The organism is Streptococcus sp. HMSC072D03, from assembly GCF_001812855.1.
Lineage (GTDB): Bacteria > Bacillota > Bacilli > Lactobacillales > Streptococcaceae > Streptococcus > Streptococcus salivarius_D.
Window position 1 is genome coordinate 1 of record NZ_KV810634.1, and the last position, 17,508, is coordinate 17,508.

The following is a 17,508-nucleotide window of genomic DNA, read 5'->3' on the forward strand; positions in this document are numbered from 1 at the left end:
TTTTGTGTTGCACTTCATTTTACAATAGGGCAAAGTTTTAAAAATGAATGAATCCACAAGTTTAAAGGGCTTACAACCTTTAATTCGTTATATTTTTATGCTATAATTTAATCTTGTATTTTAAGAGAAAAGGTAATCCTATGACTACGTATGAAAATTTAAGAGCAGCCAGACGAGGTCCTATTGTCAGCATCGCTGCCTACCTTCTTCTTACCATTGCAAAACTTCTAGCTGGACACTTTTTAAACTCTAGCTCTTTGATTGCCGATGGTTTCAATAACTTGTCAGATATTTTAGGGAACGTGGCCCTACTCATTGGATTGCACCTAGCTAGTCAACCAGCTGATGCAGATCATAGGTTTGGGCATTGGAAGATTGAAGACTTATCAAGCCTAGTCACTTCCTTTATCATGTTCGTGGTAGGTTTCCAGGTCCTCATTCAAACAGTCCGAAAGATTTTTCTAAGAGAGGAAACTGTGGTTGATCCACTTGGTGCCACTGTTGGTATCCTATCTGCTATCGTCATGTGTGGCGTTTACTTTTACAATAAAAGACTTGCTAAAAAGCTAAAATCTAGTGCTTTGATTGCTGCTGCCAAGGACAATCTCTCCGATGCTGTAACTTCTATTGGTACCTCAATCGCTATCGTTGCAGCATCCTTCAACCTGACGATTATCGACTATATTACTGCCATTATCATTACCTTCTTCATCCTAAAGACAGCCTATGATATCTTCATGGAAGCAACCTTTAGTTTGTCAGACGGTTTCGATGAGAGAAACCTCAAGGCCTATGAAAAAGCCATTCTTGAGATTCCAAAAGTCACTAAAGTTAAGAAACAACGTGGCCGTTCTTATGGCAGCAACGTCTATCTTGATATTGTGGTTGAGATGAATCCTGACCTCTCTGTATACGAGAGTCATGCCATTACCGAACAAATTGAGGAGGTCCTCAGCAAGCGTTTCTCTGTCTATGACACTGATGTCCACGTAGAGCCCGCTGCCATTCCCGAAGATGAAATTTATGGCAATGTCCTTCACAAACTCTCTCGCAATGAAAAGATTATTCTGTCAAAAATTCCTGACTATGAAAATCTCTTGGCACCTGACTTCTACTTAATCGATGAAAATGGTCATCATCACACTCGTGAAGAAGTCATTGCTAATCAACAACCACTTCTCAATAACTTTGACAGCTTCAAGATGACATCTGTTAGTCAAAAAACGAAACTAATTAGTTATGAGTTGGGAGGAAATTTCCACACTAGTATCTGGCGTCGAAATGAAACCTGGTTCATGATTTACCACCAAGTGACAAGGATAAAAGATGAAAACTAACGAGCAAGTAAGCTCGTTTTTTTCTGTTTCCAACTATATTTGGGTAACACTCAATCAATTCTAAAAATTACATTAAAATACCGAATGTTAGGAAAACTCTAACTTTTATATGTTATAATGAAATTGTTTGTCACTACTGAATTTAGGGTTTTGACAGGCAAATGTTATTAATAGATAGAAATAGGTTCTACCAACTACAGAACCCCATAGATATTAAAGGAGACACATTGTGAAAAAGAAAATTGTTGCCGTCCTTTTAGCAGCTTGTCTATCCCTAGCACCGAGTTTGTCTAGTGCTGACGAATTAATGGATATCACACGCGCTGCTGGTTATAATGAAGCCACTGAGGCCTATCGCCCCAAATCAACCCTTTTAATTGATGGCAATACCGGAGATGTCCTCTGGGAAGAAAATGCTGATGAGGTGCGTGACCCTGCTTCTATTTCTAAGGCCATGACACTTTATTTGGTCTTTGAAGCTATGTCTAAAGGAGAGATTTCTGAAGATACTGTTATCACAGCTACTCCAACCGACCAAGCTATTGCCGATATTTACGAAATTTCCAACAACAAGATTGTTGCTGGGGTTGATTATACGGTTTCAGAACTCATCACTATGACGGCGGTGCCTTCCTCTAACGTTACAACCGTGATGCTGGCCAACTACTTGACCAATAATGATCCTGATAAATGGCTTGACATGATGAATGAAAAATCTAAAGAGCTAGGGATGACCAATACCAAATGGTTTAACGCTTCTGGTGCCGTTGCTGTTGCCTTCAAAGGTTACTACAGTCCTCAACGTTATGATAACAACCAAACCAACCAAACAACTGCACGTGATTTGGCTATCATGACCTATAACTTCATCAAGAAATACCCTGACATTCTCAAATACACTAGCAAACCTGTTGTCACAGTTAAAAAGGGAACACCTTATGAGGAAACCTTCGAGACTTACAACTACTCTATTCCAGGAGCTAAATACGGAATTGATGGGGTTGATGGTTTGAAGACAGGATCAAGCCCAGAAGGTGCCTTCAACTATATTGATACTATCAAGCGTGGTGATCAACGTATGATTGCTGTTATCATGGGTTCTGGTGATTGGTCTGACCAAACAGGTGAAGAAATCCGCCATACCTTTGGTAATGCTCTCGTTGAGAAAATGTATAAAGATTTCTCTTACAAGAAAGTTCTTAGCAAGGGTGAACAAGAAATCGACGGTAAAAAATACAATGTCCAAAAAGATGTCTACGCCACAGTCAAAAAAGGCAAAGACCCTAAAATCTCTGTTAAAGATGACCAAATTGTTATTGATAATGGTCTGAAGCCAGTATCACCTAAGATCAAGGCTACTTCTGTTAAGGCAACTAAAGTTAAGGGATGGTTCGATTTTGGAAGTAACCAAAAAGATAAAAAGGCTACTAAAGCAACAAATAATGGCCAACTCCCAGTTTATTTCTGGTTGCTATGCCTTATCCCAGTTGGTCTCCTCTACTTGATTTACCTTAATGAAAAAGGACGTCGTCAAAGAGTCAAAGAACGTCGTCAAGCAAGACAAATCAATAAATAAAAGAAAGCGTGTCCATGACACGTTTTTTTTTATACTCTATTCAAGGAAGTCCCCCAAGAATACTGATAAAACCACCCAAAACTATGCTATAATAGACGAGTATGACTTTTTTTACAAACATATAACAAAAATGGATTAAAGGATGCTTTTAAAAGAGTGTCTAAACGTTGTTACTAAGGAGATTATTTTGAAAAAGAAATTGTTAGGACTCTTCCTGGTAGCTAGTCTGGCTTTAGCTCCCCGTCTGTCGTCCGCTGACCAACTAGTAGATATAGCACAAAAAGCGGGCTACAAGGAAGCCACCGAGACCTATAGACCTAAATCATCACTTTTGATTGATGCCAATACTGGTGATATCCTTTGGCAAGATAACATTGATGAAGTACGTGACCCCGCTTCCATGAGTAAAGTCATGTCTCTCTACTTGGTTTTTGATGCTTTGTCAAAGGGAGAAATCAAAGAAGACACCGTGATTACAGCCAAACCAACCGATGAGGCTATTGCTAATATCTACGAAATCTCAAACAACAAGATTGTTTCTGGAGTTAAATACACGGTTTCAGAACTTATCACTATGACAGCTGTTCCCTCTTCAAATGCGGCGACAGTCATGCTTGCCAACTATCTCAGTGATAATGACCCTGACAAGTGGATTGATCGTATGAACGAGAAGTCTAAAGAGCTCGGCATGACAAAGACCAAATGGTACAATGCCTCTGGAGCTGGTGCGGCATCTTACAAAGGCTACTACACGCCTAAACGTTATGATAATAACCACTCTAACCAGACGACAGCCCGTGATTTGTCTATCATGGCTTATAACCTTATCAAACATCACCCTGAAATCCTCAGATACACTAGCCAACAGACAGTAACTGTCAAAAAAGGAACACCATACGAGGAAACCTTTGAAAATTACAACTACTCCTTGCCTGGTGCTGATTATGGCCTTAAAGGAGTGGATGGCCTTAAGACAGGTTCAAGTTCACGAGGAGATTACAACTACATCTCCACATGCAAACGAGGGAATCAACGTGTCATTTCAGTTATCCTGGGCGTTGGAAATTGGGAAGATGAAAGTAGCGAAAAAATCCGCCATGCCTTCGGTAACTCCCTTATTGAGAAAATGTTTAAAGACTATTCCTACAAGAAAGTCCTAAGCAAGGGCAAACAAAAGATTGATGGTATAAAATACGATGTCCAAAAAGATGTCTATGCCACAGTGAAAAAAGGGCAAGAACCTAAGATTAGTGTTAAAGATGATTCTATCGTCGTAGATAACGAACTAAAAACGGTATCACCTAAAATTAAGGCAACTACCGTAAAAGCGACTAAAACTGGCTTCTTCCTCTTTTCAGGCGGTCAGAAGGACAAACAAACAAGCAATAAGCATAACTTTATGAAACACTTTGCTCTGTTCTGCTTCCTCTTATTACCACTTTATGTGCTCTACTTGATTTTTATCAACGAGAAAAAGCGTCGTCAAAAAGTCAAAGAATGCCGACAAGCTCGACAAATCAATAACTAAAAGAACGTGCTCGGTTGAGCACGTTTTTAGTTGTCTCCAAGAAATGTTTTGAGATGAGACATCTCATTTCGCATTTGTTCCAATCCCTCTTGATAGATGGCCTCAAATTTTTCAGGATCCTTCTCCAATCGACCAACTTCAAGCGCATGCTCTGGACGAATGGCATAAAGATTGCCAGTTTTTTCCAAAGCCTCAATCTTTTCAATACTCTTATTGTAGTGGATATGGCGATTTGATGCTACTTGGACAAATTCAGGGTATTTGCGGTAAAAGAGCTTGTAGATTCGCTTACTCGTTTTAGATGGCTCTTTACGATAACCCTTAGGTCGCGTCAGAACGACAATAAGTTTGTCAAAGCCCAGATTTTCCATAAAATCAATGGGAAGACTATCAGACAGTCCACCATCCATGTAGCGTTTACCCTTATACTCGACAATTTCAGAAACCAAAGGTAGGGCGGAACTTGCACGAAGAGCTTCCATCTGCTCAAAGACATGATCAATCTTGATATAGTCTGGTTTTCCGGTCTCAATATCTGTAGTAACCACATAGAAGGGAACACCCGAATCAGCAAAGGCCTCCTGATCAAAAACGTCTAACTCCATTGGAACCTTATAATAGGAGAACTCCTTATTAACGAAGTTACCGGTTGTCAGCCATGACCAGAAACTCATGTAGCGACGGTCTCCCATGAACCGTTTGTTGTAGCGCAGGGCTCTTTTGGGCTGGTTAGAAAGGTAATTAACACCAAAAAGCGCTCCAGCTGATACTGATACAACGCCGTCTACTTTGATTCCAGCTTCTAAAAAGGCATCTAAAACACCAGCAGTGTATAAGCCACGCATGCCTCCTCCTTCAAGGACTAAGCCTACCTTCATTCTAAAATCTCCTTCTTGATTGGTTCTGCTAGGACTTGATAACCTTGTGGACTCAAGTGTAAACCATCCGTTGTGTACGTGTCATTTAACTGTCCTTGGGCATCTGTCAGGTAATCATAAAGATCAACATAGGTCACACCAGGGAGAACAGCTAATTGTTGATTAAGCTCACGGACAGTTGCATTATTTCGAATCTTAACCTTAGAAGCATATTGTGATTTTTCACTAACCGGAAAAACACTCAGCAAATAGACCTCAGTAAAGAGGGATTCCTGACGAACTGTCATGATAATATCGGAAATACGATTGACGATATCTCGAATAGGGTAACCCCTTCCGATGTCGTTAATACCAATCAAGAGTACCAGTTTACTGGGTTCCAAATCTAAAACTTGCTCTTTAAGGTGTTCTAAAAGCCAAACCGAGTCTGTTCCTGCAATCCCACGGTTTACCAAGGGAAAATCTCGACCCAAGTATTTTTTCAACGCAAAAAACTCCGTGATGGAGTCCCCTGCAAAAACAATTTGGCCTTTGTCTAACTTTTGATTTTCATTCACAAATTTGGCTAAACGCTCTTCTTGATAGGCCACAAGCTCGGGCCTAGTTGTTTCAATCATACTTCATCCTTTTTTCTTAAATATTATACGCGCTACCGTGATTAAAGCTAGAAAAGTTCCAAGTCCAAGAAATAGCCAGGCAAGATTTTCAAAACCTGATTTATTGGCCAAAAGGGCACCGGAAAGTAGAAATCCCAATGTCAGCAAGGCTAAAACCAGATTATTTAAAACTTTCTCAAAGACTTTAATTCGACCTGAAAAGTTAATAAAATCATGGTTTACCACAATTCGTCCGTTTAAAATCTGCTCCAAGAGCTGATGCAGGCGACGCGGAATATTTTTCCCATTGCGAATCAGATAAAAGAGTTCAATCAAGATACTCTCTTTATTCAGGGCCTGCTTAAGCATATCAGGGCCCATATTTTCTAGGAAATAATCCTTGGCCAAAGTCATCAAATCCATATTTGGGGCCAACTCTCGGAAAATACCTTCAATTTGAAGCGAAGCCTTCTCCAAAATGGTAATTTGAGATGAGGCTTTAAGATGATTCTTCTGGAAAATAGCCAGCAAATCCTCTAGCAAATCTGTCATCGATAGACTTCCCAAGTCAACACCAGAATAACGACCCAACATCTGCTCGACATCCTGACTTAGAACCGCACGGTTTAGCCCATTATCAAACTGGGTGACTGACAAGATAGCCTTAGTCATACCGTCAACATCCTGAGCAGTAAAACTATATAGGATGTCATTTAAGGACGCACGCATCCCAACTTCCAACTCACCCATAATGCCAAAGTCAATGAAACAAATCTTACCATCACGTACCAAGAGATTTCCAGGATGAGGGTCACCATGAAAATAGCCGTCTTTGAAAACCTGCTTGATAAATGACAACATTAGTTTCTTACCCACGTCTTCCAGGTCATAGCCAGCCTCAATCAGTTGGCTGTAGTCATTAAGTGGAATCCCATCGATGTACTCTTCGACTATGAGGTGTGGCGTCGTAAAGGAATCATAGACCTCCGGGACACCTAGACAAGCAACAGCCCTGTTATTTGCCTTAAAACGCTTCATGGCCTCTGCTTCATTTCTGAAATCAAGTTCCTTAATTAGGGTTTCTCGCAGATTTTCCAAAACCTCCTGAACATCGACCATAGGTATAAAGTGCTTTGGAATATGGCGTGCAAGCTTAATGAGAAGCTGAATATCTTCCTTAACGACCTCATCAATACCAGGTCGCTGAATTTTTACAATCACTTCCTGAGCAGACAACAATCTAGCCCTATGGGTCTGAGCTACAGAACCAGAAGCCAAGGGCTCTTCCGAGAAATCAAGGAAACTGTCAGAAAGCCCACTGGGTAATTCTCGCCTAATGGCAGTCATGACTTCCTCTTTATTCAAGGGAGGAACTGAGCTCTGGAGTTTTGATAATTCTCTGATATAGGCCTCTGGCAAAAGGTCAGAGCGTGTGGATAGGATTTGACCAATTTTAACAAAACTAGGTCCCAATTGCTCAAAGGCTTGGCGTAGCTTGACAGGTGTTGTCTGTTGATCTTGAGGAAGGTGTTTTTCACGATAAGAAAGGAGACCAACTGACGAGAAAACCTTCAACACATGTCTCAATCGTTTACTTGCCATTTTAGTCTCCTTACATTTTATTTATTTTGACTGAGCAAAGCGTCAAGTTTTTCTTCAAGACGTTTCACGTCATCCTTTGTCGCATACTCAACTGAAGATTTCTTAGCATCAAGTTTATTCAAAAATTCTTGAGCTTCTTCCTTACTTTGACGTTTGAGCTCTTGTTCTAGTTCCTTACCTTCTTCAACAGTCAAACGCCCCTTTTCAACCAACTCTTTGACAAAACTATCAGCTTTATCAACTGTCATAGCAGTCAAGCCAATACCAGCCAAGAGAACTTTTTTCAAATCATTCATTATCGTTACCTCCATCTAAGTAGGAAAAGCAAAGAAATAGACTAGCTACTTCTTCAGAAAATATAAGAACGTTTTCACACTTTTATTCTACCACTTTTTCAGAAAATGTGTTAATGAACATAAATGATTAGTTCTAGTATTTAAATACTTTATAAATAAATGTAATTTCTGAAATACTTATTTATCACGGTTGTACTAAAATACTAAATAAGAATCTCAAGCTTTTGCTGAGATTCTTAATAAATTTCTATTTGTAAAGAGCTGCACCATTACTTTCGATAACAGACTTATACCAAGCAAATGATTTTTTCTTATAGCGAGCCAAGCTACCACTACCATCATCATTACGATCAACGTAGATGAAGCCATATCGTTTACTGAGTTCAGCCGTTGAAGCTGATACCAAATCAATTGGTCCCCAAGTCGTATAACCCCAAAGCTCCACACCATCTTGAAGAGCTTCACCAACTTGAATCAAGTGTTTTTGAAGATAATCAATACGATAATCATCTTCAACTATTGGACCATCAGGACCGTCAACAAGGACATCCTTGGCACCCAAACCATTTTCGACAATAAACAATGGCAATTGATAACGATCATAGAAGTCATTCAAAACAAGACGAAGACCGATTGGGTCAATTGCCCAACCCCACTCAGATTTCTCAAGGTAGGGATTTTCAACACCACCCATAATATTTCCTTTACCAATCGTATAGTCTTCTGGATTGTGGGCGGTCGCCACAGACATATAATAAGAGAATGAAATAAAATCAACGGTATTCTTCAAGATTTCTTCATCTCCAGGAGCGAATTGTATTTCAATACCATTGTCTTTGAAATAGCGTTTAATATAGTTTGGATATTTCCCACGTGCATGGATATCTGAGAAGAGATAGTTTTGATTTTCAAACTCGTGAACAGCCAACTGATCCAAAGGATTTGCTGTCATCCCATAAGCTGGCATGGCAAGAACCATACAACCAATCTTAAAATCAGGGTTGATGTCATGACCAATCTTGGTTGCTGAAGCTGATGCCACTAACTCATGGTGGACTGCCTGATAGAGATCCTGTTTAGAGAGCTCTTCCATAGGTGTCGCAATACCACCTGACATGAATGGTGCATGTAGAACAGAGTTCACTTCATTAAAGGTCAACCAATATTTGACCTTATCTTTATAGCGTGTGAAGACTGTACGGACATAGTTTTCATAAAAACCAATCAATTTACGATTAGTCCATCCATTGTATTCACGCGCCAAGTTGAGAGGTGTTTCATAGTGAGACAAGGTTACAAGTGGTTCGATGCCATACTTAGCCAATTCATCAAAGACTTTATCATAGAAGGCTAGGCCAGCTTCATTTGGCTCAGCATCATCACCATTTGGGAAAATACGAGACCATGCAATTGACATACGAAAGACCTTGAAGCCCATCTCTGCAAAAAGTGCTATGTCCTCTTTATAACGGTGATAGAAATCTATACCTTCTAGCTTTAGATTATCTGGTGTTGGTTGGTCTGTAATCAAAGGATTCAAAGCCCCAGGTTCAAGTGGAACACCGCCCTTTGGCGTCACATCCTGTACAGACAAACCTTTGCCATCTAGGTTGTAAGCACCTTCAAACTGATTGGCAGCTGTTGCACCACCCCAGAGAAAGTCTTTTGGAAATGTATAAGTCATCTTTTATCTCCTCGTCTTGTTTAATCTACTAATAGTATAACACTTGGAAAACGATTACACTTATACTATCTTATTGACATCTGATACTATAGTACGAAAAAAACAGACCTAAGTCTGTTTTAATTAATCATTATTTTCAATAACATTGGCTGCTTTGGCCTCTTCTCGCCTAACAACATTATCTTTAACAATCTGATAAAGGGTAGCGGCTACTGGCACAGAAACCAACATACCCAAGATACCGCCCAAGGCAGAACCTATGGTGATAGCGAAGATAACCCAAATACCAGGCAGTCCGGTAGAACCACCAACCACATAAGGATAGATGAGATTTCCTTCAAACTGCTGCAAGATAACCACGTAGGCAACAAACAAAAGTGCCAAGGTCACAGAGTGCGTCATAATCAAGATGGTACCAATCGTCACACCGATATAGGCCCCCACAACTGGAATCATAGCTGAAAAGCCAATCAGGATAGAAATAGTCGCAGCGTAAGGGAAATTAAATATGAGCATCCCGATATAGCACAAGGTCCCCAAGATACAAGCCTCAATCGACTGATACACGAAGAAATTGCGGAAGCGATTATTGAGAATAGCAACCACATAGTGGAAAGTCTTACCATAATGTCCTAAATAGACATCTACCAAACGATTGACCTGCTTCCCAAGTTTCTCCTTCCCAGCCAAGACATAGCAAGAAAAGACGATGCTAATAAAGAGATTAATCAAGGTTGAAGGTAGACTCGTTAACGAAGTCAAGAAGCTTGTCAAACCATTCATGATTTGTTGAAGCAACTGAGCACTGTAGCTATTGATTAGCTCTCTAACCTGTGTCACACCACCGAGGTCTTGAATAATTTTTTGCAAGGACTTGTTTTTAAGCAGCCAATTAATCAAGTTATTAATAGCTGAACGGTCTTGACTAATCAAGGTGTTGATACTGTCGATCAAATCTGGAAGAACAGTGAAGACGACCCAAGTAAAGACCAGACCAATGGTTGCCAATGCCGATAGCAGAGCAATGGGACGCTTGATTTTAGTGATAAAACCAAATGGAATAAACTTGACCAGTAGCTTCTCATAAAAAGACATCAGGATATTGACCACAAAGGCAATCCCTGCTCCAACCAGGAAGGGCTGACTGGCAATGTAAATAGTGTTACAAATTGAAACAACGGTTTCCCAATATGTATAGATCAAGAAACAGCTGAAAAAGAGGACAGCCAACCAAATGAACTGATTTTTTGTAAATTTCATAGGCACTCCAAAATTTAAAATACCCCTCCATTATACACTAAGAAAGGGTTTCTTACTATCTTTGATCATAGAATGCCGCTAAAATTCCACCAACTCTTGATCAGCTATTGGATCTATCAGTTTAACAAAGTGGAAGCTCGATCCATCGTAATCAAAAACTAAGATGGCACAATTGCCTGGACAAGACTGAAAGGCCCGCTCTGGCTCCACGGCATGAAGAAAAGTCATCAAAGCTCCAGCGTGGCTAACAGCTAAAATAGATTGGTCAGGATGCTTATCTACTATCTCCTTAGCACTCGCAACCACACGCGCAACGAACTGATCTTGACTTTCCCCACCAAACTGGGCATAGTGGTCACCAAAATGCCCCACAACAGATGTCTTAGGATGAAGATACTCTGGCTGACCCTCAAAGATACCAAAATGCATTTCTTTTAGCCCCTTAACACGTTGATAATCAGTACGCCCAGTAGCCAATTCAATGGTATCAGAAGCTCTTTCAGTTGTCGTGCAATAATACTGATCAAATGTCATATCATGCTTTTCAAAATATGCTCGCACCTGACGAGCTTGTTCCCGACCTTTCTCAGTCAAGGGAGAATCACACCAACCTTGAATCCGATTGAGTGTGTTAAAAAGTGTCTGTCCATGTCTCATTAAATAGAGTCGTGTCATTCTTCGCCTCCATAGATATACTCTTCTTCTACAGGATTATATACTGAAACCAGTTTAAATTGCCCTTGATCATAAGTAAAATGTAAGATGCAACAATTTTTAAGACCACGAATATCTGGGTCGGTATTTAAAACACGTCTACAGAACTGCAAAATAGATGGTCCATGACTAACAAGCAAAGACTTAGAACCATCGGCCACACTCTCCATGATGGCCCTAATCGTCAACTCCATACGATCCCGAACCTGGGTCGTACTCTCGCCACCAAATTGAACAAAGTAATCACCAAAGCCTTGTCCATCAGGTAAGGTTTTAGGAGTAAGATACTCTGGCTGGCCCTCAAAAGCTCCAAAATCCTGTCCCTTAAGACCTTTAAGTCTTTCATAGTCTGTTCGTCCAGTCACAATTTCTAGAGTATCACTAGCTCTCTCAGAGGTTGACGTAAAGACATGATCAAAAATCGGTTCCTGCTTGGCTAGATACTGACCAGCCTTTTTAGCCTGTTCAATCCCGACTTCCGTCAAAGGGGCATCGCAGACCCCCTGAAGCCTATGCTGAACATTAAACCGTGTTTGCCCATGTCTCATTAAATAAAATTCTTTCATAATGTTACCTCTAAACCAGAAATCGGATCAATCACCTGAAGAAGCTCCAATTGACCTTGGTTATACTCATAAACACAAACATTACAATTTCCAAAGCCCACTCCTTCAGGAAAGGCCAAGTCCATGAAAATGATTAATCCCCATAGAGCCGCCCCATGACTGACAAATAGGAGATTCTCAGCACCATCTTTAGTGTGTGCTTCTGCTTTCTCTAACACAGTCTTCAAGACCCTCTGACCGACCTCGCGAATATCTTCACCACCGTATGGGACCAAGAGATCTTCAAAGGATCGTGAACCTGGTCGATGTTTGGGGAGGAGGTGCTCTGGTTGAGCTTCAAAAGACCCAAAGTTCATTTCTTTAATTCCCTTGAGCTGGGTTACCGAATAGTCAGACGCCACAATCTTTGCCGTATCAGTAGCTCTCTCTTGCGTAGAGGAGTAGACAGCATCAAAAGAAATACCTTTCTTTGCAAAGTACTGCTTGGCTTGTTCTGCCTGCCAAATGCCATTTTCAGTCAAGGGCGAGTCACACCAGCCCTGAACACGCTTTTGTGTATTAAATAGTGTCTCACCATGTCTCATTAAATATAACTTCATTACTCTACCACCCTATCTTTAAACCAATCCTAAATAATCTTCTAAGACAGTCAATACTCCTTGGTCTTTATGATGGGGAGCAATCTGATCAGCCACTTGTAAAATAGCTGGACTGGCATTTTCCATAGCATAAGAGCGGCCAGCCATTTGCAAGAGCTCAAGATCATTGTCTCCATCACCGAAAGCCATGACATTATTTTCAGACAAGTCCCAGTGGTTAAGAAGCTGCTTGAGTCCCCAAGCCTTGTGCATGCCTTTTTGAATGAAGTCAATAGCACCAAAACCACTGGGAACAGCAACTAGATTGCCATCAAAATCACGATTAAAAGCCTGTGACACACGATTAGCCTCTTCAGGACTCAGCAACATGGTAATCTTGATGAAATCATCATCTAAATCCTCCAGCCCATTCAAACGTTGAATGGATGCTTCCATGGCGGCTTGCTCTTCTTCTGTTATCATCTCAGCAAAATTGACCCTAGACCCTTTTAACATATAGGAGCCTTGAGCACCATTAAATATAGTTGGCCTATCCAACAAATCATAATTAAAATAGCTTAGCAAGTTTTCAACATCATTTGATGCCATGAACTCCTGACACAGAAGTTTGCCATAGCTAACCACCTGACCACCATTTTCAGCTACAAAATGCAGGCGGTCAAAAGTCTCCGCAAACATGGGTTTAAGACGGCTCATACTATTACCTGATGCAACGACAAAGTGCATATCACGCGCATCCATAGCATCTAAAATCTGACTAAAACGCTCCTTGTCATAGCTCCCTTTATCGTCTAAAAATGTACCATCCATATCTGTTGCAATCACCTTAATGGTCATAAAGCACCTCCTTGACTAACTTACTCTTATTATAACCCTTTTAGAAAACGCTTACCAGCACCATACTAAGAAAAACTGATACTATTCTTGGATATAAAAAAAGATTCCATCGGAATCTCTTAAATAGAGGCTCTATAATTCTGTAGTGGGTAAAAGTACTGTAGAGATTATAGAGCTTTTTAAGTGTACACAAAAAGTCCCGAAAAAGACAATCGACAATAGCTTCAACTAAGCCACATACGATTGCCTCTATACATCGTCTCATTCGAACAATATATTACCTCATTACGCATAACAAACTTTACGATTACTCTTTGAGCCAAAATCGATAAAGCTGTCTATGCCGTATTATTGTAACACCTTGTTTCAAAAAATACCAGATGAGGTGTTTTTTTAGCATGCCCTTTTATGGATCAAAAAGTGTTAAAAATAAGACAGTAACCTCAGAATAGCTACTGTCTTCTCTCTTTTTTTACTTAAAGCCTTGATAGACTTGACAAACGGTAGAAAAGAGCATTAGTTTTTCGTCACTCACAACAGTTGACAGAGAGCCACTTTTTTCACTTTTAGAATAGCACAATAAAGAACTCATAATACACTACTTATTTTTGATCTTTACGAAAAAAATTTACTTTTTTATTATATATAGTCTACTTTAAATTCCCAAATACATTCTTTATTGTTTTATCCCTAAGTAAAAGAAGTAAAGAAACATAAATTAAAAAGAACAACAAGCCTGATACAGTTAACTGAATAAGAGCATCCTTATAAATAAAAAGTGACCTAGTTAATAATAATATTAAAGCTGAAATAATAGCTGAAAAAATAAATTTAAAGATTGAGCTAACAGAGATACTTTTTTGTAAGAAATCTATAGAGTATTTAACCTGTATAACCATCTGAGTAATCTCTGCAAACAAGGTTGCTAAGCCTCCCCCTAAGATTCCATATTTCGGCATGAGCAAAAAATTTAATATTAAATTAACAAATGCACCACTGCTTACTGCAAGCATAAAATATTTTTCTCGTCCTGTCGGAATCAAAATTTGATTTCCAGTAATATTTGAAAAGCCTGAAATTAACAATATAGGCATTAGAACTTGCATAGTTAATGTTGCATCTAGATATTTATTACCTCCTAAAAGTAATATACTATCTCTTGCTTCGATTAGAAAAAAAACAGTTAATGGTATTGATATGAAAAAAATCACTGAAATGGATTCTCGTAAAACTTCTCTAAATTTTGAAATATCTTTCTGACTAATATAGAACGAAAAGCGAGGTAATAAAACAGTGCTAATAGAAGTAACTAATGATAGTAAAATCCATTTAACTTTAGTAGCAACTGAATAAAGACCGACTGCTGAATTACCACTAATAAACCCTAACATCACCGTGTCTAAGTTTGTATATACATTTACTGCCAAAAGAGATGCGAATAAATACCACATGGGTTTTAGATGATGTTTGAATTTAAGATCATTTCTTAATTTAAAAGATATAAATTTCCTACTTTGAAGAATATTTAAGATATTAGAACTTAATATAGAAAATAAAGTTATACTAGCATATACGATATAATCGTTGGGCTTTTTAACCAATAAAAAAGTAAGAATCAATGATATAAACTTTAATAAGATTGACCTTTTTGTTATATAAGAATATTCTTCTATACCACTGTAAAACCAATTAAGTGAAAAAGGTGAAGCCAATACAGTAACACAAGTAATGACTAACAACCCCATTTCAGATCTTAATTGTTCTATCCCCATTGCTAATAACAATAGTAAAACTGAAACAATGATTGCCATAAATAAATTAACTAATAATAACTCTTGAAATACTTTAGTTAATTTATTTTTATCATTACGAACCTTTGCAATAGCACGAATACCATAGGTAGAAATTCCGAGCGATGCTACTAAAGTACAGTAACTACTGATTGAAGTGAAAAAAGAAGTTACCCCAACTCCAGTGGGGTTTAAAACTCTAGAAATGTACGGAAAAGTAATTAGAGGAAAAACAATATTTGACAAAGTTAGTAAAACATTCAATATTGCATTAATTTTAATTGATTTCTCTTTCATTATTATATTCCATTTCTCAATTTCAAAATAAAGCGTTTTAAAAAGAAGACGAAATAACAATACAGTTTTGAGAAAATTTTCCCAAAACTTATCTTATAAAAAGCCATATATGCAAAATCGACCCAAAGAAAGTCCATCTTTAAAAGAAATAATGATTTCTTTGAAAGTCTTACTTTCTTTTTTATAACAACTTCACCAAAATTTTCTATTACATTATCACGTAATCTTTCCTTTAAAAGGTATAATTTAGGAGCGAAGATACATTCCTTTTTTAAAGAATTAATAATAAATAAATTATAACAATCATACGGAAGTTTACAAGAATTACTATACCCTTCCAATAAAGTTTTAAATCCCGTAATCATATTTTCTTGGTAGCTATGTACCATTTCATAAACTTTAACATGTTTCCGGTCATTATCAAGGATTGGAATTACTTTTCCATTAGTTGACTTATACGCAATTGTCGGGCCATGATCAGCTACAAAAATATCCTCATAAAATTCATAATTTCTACTAATAATATCAAAAAACTCCGTCTTCTCAGGAAAATCATTAAACATTATACCGAACTTATTCTTTTTCGAAATGTTATCATTATTTTGATATTTAAGACCAAAATAATACCCTATAATAATTTTATCAGATAACGCCCTTTGAATATTATCTTGAATTGTACCTTTCCAACCTATATCAACCAAATAAATAGTATCATCACTAGTTAAACTATTCACATAATCTCTAAAATTCGAGCTCTTTGATTTCTCAAACATATATCTCTTAAGAAAAACAGGGTTGGATTTCAGTAACTCTAAAAGCTTGGAATTTTTTTCAAGAGTCTCCTTAATTTCAACTCTTAAATCACCAGCTATCTGTTTAATCTCTTCATCTGAAAAATTTAAATTCAGAAGAAAATTTTCTAAACTAATTTTTTTATATTGTCTAAAAATGATATCAAAATCTTCAACATCAGGATTAGTTAAAGATGGAATTAACGTTGAACGTCTCGAAACATAAAAATAATATGTTTGAATCTTATTCTTATGTAAAAAAGTACTTTGATAAAGATCAAATAATTTCTTTAATAACTGACCTTCACGTGAACAGAATAAAACTTTGGTCACTCTATCCTTTGTAAGTTGAACATGTAATTTCGAAACAAAATATAAAATGTCTGCTAAGAATCCATTAAATGGAGCATCCTCGGCATCGGAAAAAAGAACATCTTTATAAAGTTTCTCAAGTCCTTTATCGTCAATTAAACTATCTTCAACTGGAGTATACTCTCTAAAATATGCGTTTAACCCTAAATTACTGGGATTGACAAAGTCAGAGATATAATTATCTCCAATCATAGTTACTTGGTGAGGCTCCAGTCCTGTTATAGATAAGAATTTTTCAAACAACCTACCACTAGATTTACGTGCATTATATTCGCTAGAAACTATAATATCTTCGAAATAATGTTTTATACCTAAATGTTCCAAAATCTTACCTATAAGCTTACTATCGGCATAGAAATCGGAAATAACGTATAATTTTTTCCCATTTTCATAATGAAACTTTATAATATCTAAAATTTCATTATCTATATAAATATGCTCTATTTCTAAAAGTACTTCTAACTCTTTCGAAAACTCAACAAAATCTTCAATATCAGGAAAATATTCTGATTTAGAAAGATTCTTTAACCTATTATAAAGCTCAGATAAGAGATCTTGATAAGCAACTTCTTCAAAGCCATTACTTTTTTTTTCAGTTTCAATTTTCTTTCTTATTTGATAAATTACAGATGGACTAATCGAAAATCTTAAATAGCACGAAACCTCTTTGGCCCACTTAAATAAAATAATTTCAGGATTACAATCACGATGAACAATAGTATCAAAGAAATCGAATGCGACAATGTTGGTCTTAATTTTTTTATAATCAATTACAGACATCATTT

Annotated in this window: 15 protein-coding genes and 1 pseudogene; 4 read left to right on the top strand and 12 right to left on the bottom strand. The window is 37.7% G+C overall.

Features of this window, described 5'->3' with window-relative positions; all coding sequences use genetic code 11:
* Positions 1–140: 140 nt before the first annotated feature.
* The 3 genes from HMPREF2877_RS02350 to HMPREF2877_RS02360 all read left to right on the top strand — a co-directional run bounded on the left by HMPREF2877_RS02350 (position 141) and on the right by HMPREF2877_RS02360 (position 4,441).
* Positions 141–1,337 carry a cation diffusion facilitator family transporter gene (locus tag HMPREF2877_RS02350; RefSeq protein ID WP_070578518.1) on the top strand — a complete coding sequence of 399 codons (1,197 nt, stop codon included), beginning with the start codon at positions 141–143 and terminating at the stop codon, positions 1,335–1,337.
* A 229-nt stretch (positions 1,338–1,566) separates the two neighbouring features.
* Positions 1,567–2,913 (top strand): D-alanyl-D-alanine carboxypeptidase, encoded by a 1,347-nt coding sequence (locus HMPREF2877_RS02355; protein ID WP_070578521.1) that lies wholly within the window; start codon positions 1,567–1,569, stop codon positions 2,911–2,913.
* 187 nt (positions 2,914–3,100) lie between these two features.
* Entirely contained in the window at positions 3,101–4,441 is a 1,341-nt protein-coding gene (locus HMPREF2877_RS02360; RefSeq protein WP_049529291.1) for a D-alanyl-D-alanine carboxypeptidase family protein, read from the top strand.
* 26 nt (positions 4,442–4,467) lie between these two features.
* Here the strand turns inward: HMPREF2877_RS02360 and HMPREF2877_RS02365 are convergent, their stop codons facing one another.
* The 10 genes from HMPREF2877_RS02365 to HMPREF2877_RS02410 all read right to left on the bottom strand — a co-directional run bounded on the left by HMPREF2877_RS02365 (position 4,468) and on the right by HMPREF2877_RS02410 (position 13,473).
* The gene (locus HMPREF2877_RS02365) at positions 4,468–5,319 is read right to left on the bottom strand and encodes a patatin-like phospholipase family protein (protein WP_013990642.1); all 852 of its coding nucleotides are present in this window, start codon (positions 5,317–5,319) and stop codon (positions 4,468–4,470) included.
* The gene (locus HMPREF2877_RS02370) at positions 5,316–5,936 is read right to left on the bottom strand and encodes an SGNH/GDSL hydrolase family protein (RefSeq protein ID WP_070578523.1); all 621 of its coding nucleotides are present in this window, start codon (positions 5,934–5,936) and stop codon (positions 5,316–5,318) included. The genes HMPREF2877_RS02365 and HMPREF2877_RS02370 overlap by 4 nt, the downstream gene beginning before the upstream one ends.
* Before the next feature lie 3 nt (positions 5,937–5,939).
* Complete coding sequence (locus tag HMPREF2877_RS02375; RefSeq protein WP_070578527.1) at positions 5,940–7,517, bottom strand: ABC1 kinase family protein; 1,578 nt, start codon at positions 7,515–7,517, stop codon at positions 5,940–5,942.
* Positions 7,518–7,534: 17 nt separating this feature from the next.
* The gene (locus tag HMPREF2877_RS02380) at positions 7,535–7,813 is read right to left on the bottom strand and encodes a phasin family protein (protein ID WP_004182567.1); all 279 of its coding nucleotides are present in this window, start codon (positions 7,811–7,813) and stop codon (positions 7,535–7,537) included.
* A 247-nt stretch (positions 7,814–8,060) separates the two neighbouring features.
* Positions 8,061–9,497, bottom strand: coding sequence for a glycoside hydrolase family 1 protein (locus HMPREF2877_RS02385; RefSeq protein ID WP_070578530.1), 1,437 nt, complete (start codon positions 9,495–9,497; stop codon positions 8,061–8,063).
* 123 nt (positions 9,498–9,620) lie between these two features.
* Positions 9,621–10,757 (bottom strand): AI-2E family transporter, encoded by a 1,137-nt coding sequence (locus tag HMPREF2877_RS02390; RefSeq protein WP_014633170.1) that lies wholly within the window; start codon positions 10,755–10,757, stop codon positions 9,621–9,623.
* Positions 10,758–10,835: 78 nt separating this feature from the next.
* Entirely contained in the window at positions 10,836–11,432 is a 597-nt protein-coding gene (locus HMPREF2877_RS02395; protein ID WP_045001762.1) for a histidine phosphatase family protein, read from the bottom strand.
* Positions 11,429–12,037, bottom strand: a complete 609-nt coding sequence (locus HMPREF2877_RS02400) for a histidine phosphatase family protein (protein ID WP_045001764.1) — start codon at positions 12,035–12,037, stop codon at positions 11,429–11,431. The genes HMPREF2877_RS02395 and HMPREF2877_RS02400 overlap by 4 nt, the downstream gene beginning before the upstream one ends.
* On the bottom strand, positions 12,034–12,636 hold the full coding sequence (locus tag HMPREF2877_RS02405; protein WP_045001766.1) for a histidine phosphatase family protein: 603 nt from the start codon (positions 12,634–12,636) through the stop codon (positions 12,034–12,036). Before HMPREF2877_RS02405 ends, HMPREF2877_RS02400 begins: the two co-directional genes overlap by 4 nt.
* Before the next feature lie 18 nt (positions 12,637–12,654).
* Complete coding sequence (locus HMPREF2877_RS02410) at positions 12,655–13,473, bottom strand: Cof-type HAD-IIB family hydrolase (protein WP_014633174.1); 819 nt, start codon at positions 13,471–13,473, stop codon at positions 12,655–12,657.
* Positions 13,474–13,667: 194 nt separating this feature from the next.
* Here HMPREF2877_RS02410 and HMPREF2877_RS10820 point away from each other — a divergent pair.
* A pseudogene (locus HMPREF2877_RS10820) lies at positions 13,668–13,805 on the top strand (IS110 family transposase); the annotation flags it as partial.
* Positions 13,806–14,123: 318 nt separating this feature from the next.
* On the opposite strand, the gene HMPREF2877_RS02415 reads toward HMPREF2877_RS10820, so the two are convergent.
* Together HMPREF2877_RS02415 and HMPREF2877_RS02420 are read right to left on the bottom strand one after the other, a co-directional pair.
* A complete protein-coding gene (locus HMPREF2877_RS02415; RefSeq protein WP_013990652.1) occupies positions 14,124–15,560 on the bottom strand; it encodes a flippase in 1,437 nt (478 codons plus the stop codon).
* A gap of 2 nt (positions 15,561–15,562) precedes the next feature.
* On the bottom strand, positions 15,563–17,503 hold the full coding sequence (locus HMPREF2877_RS02420; RefSeq protein ID WP_045771769.1) for an HAD-IA family hydrolase: 1,941 nt from the start codon (positions 17,501–17,503) through the stop codon (positions 15,563–15,565).
* Between the last annotated feature and the right edge of the window lie 5 nt (positions 17,504–17,508).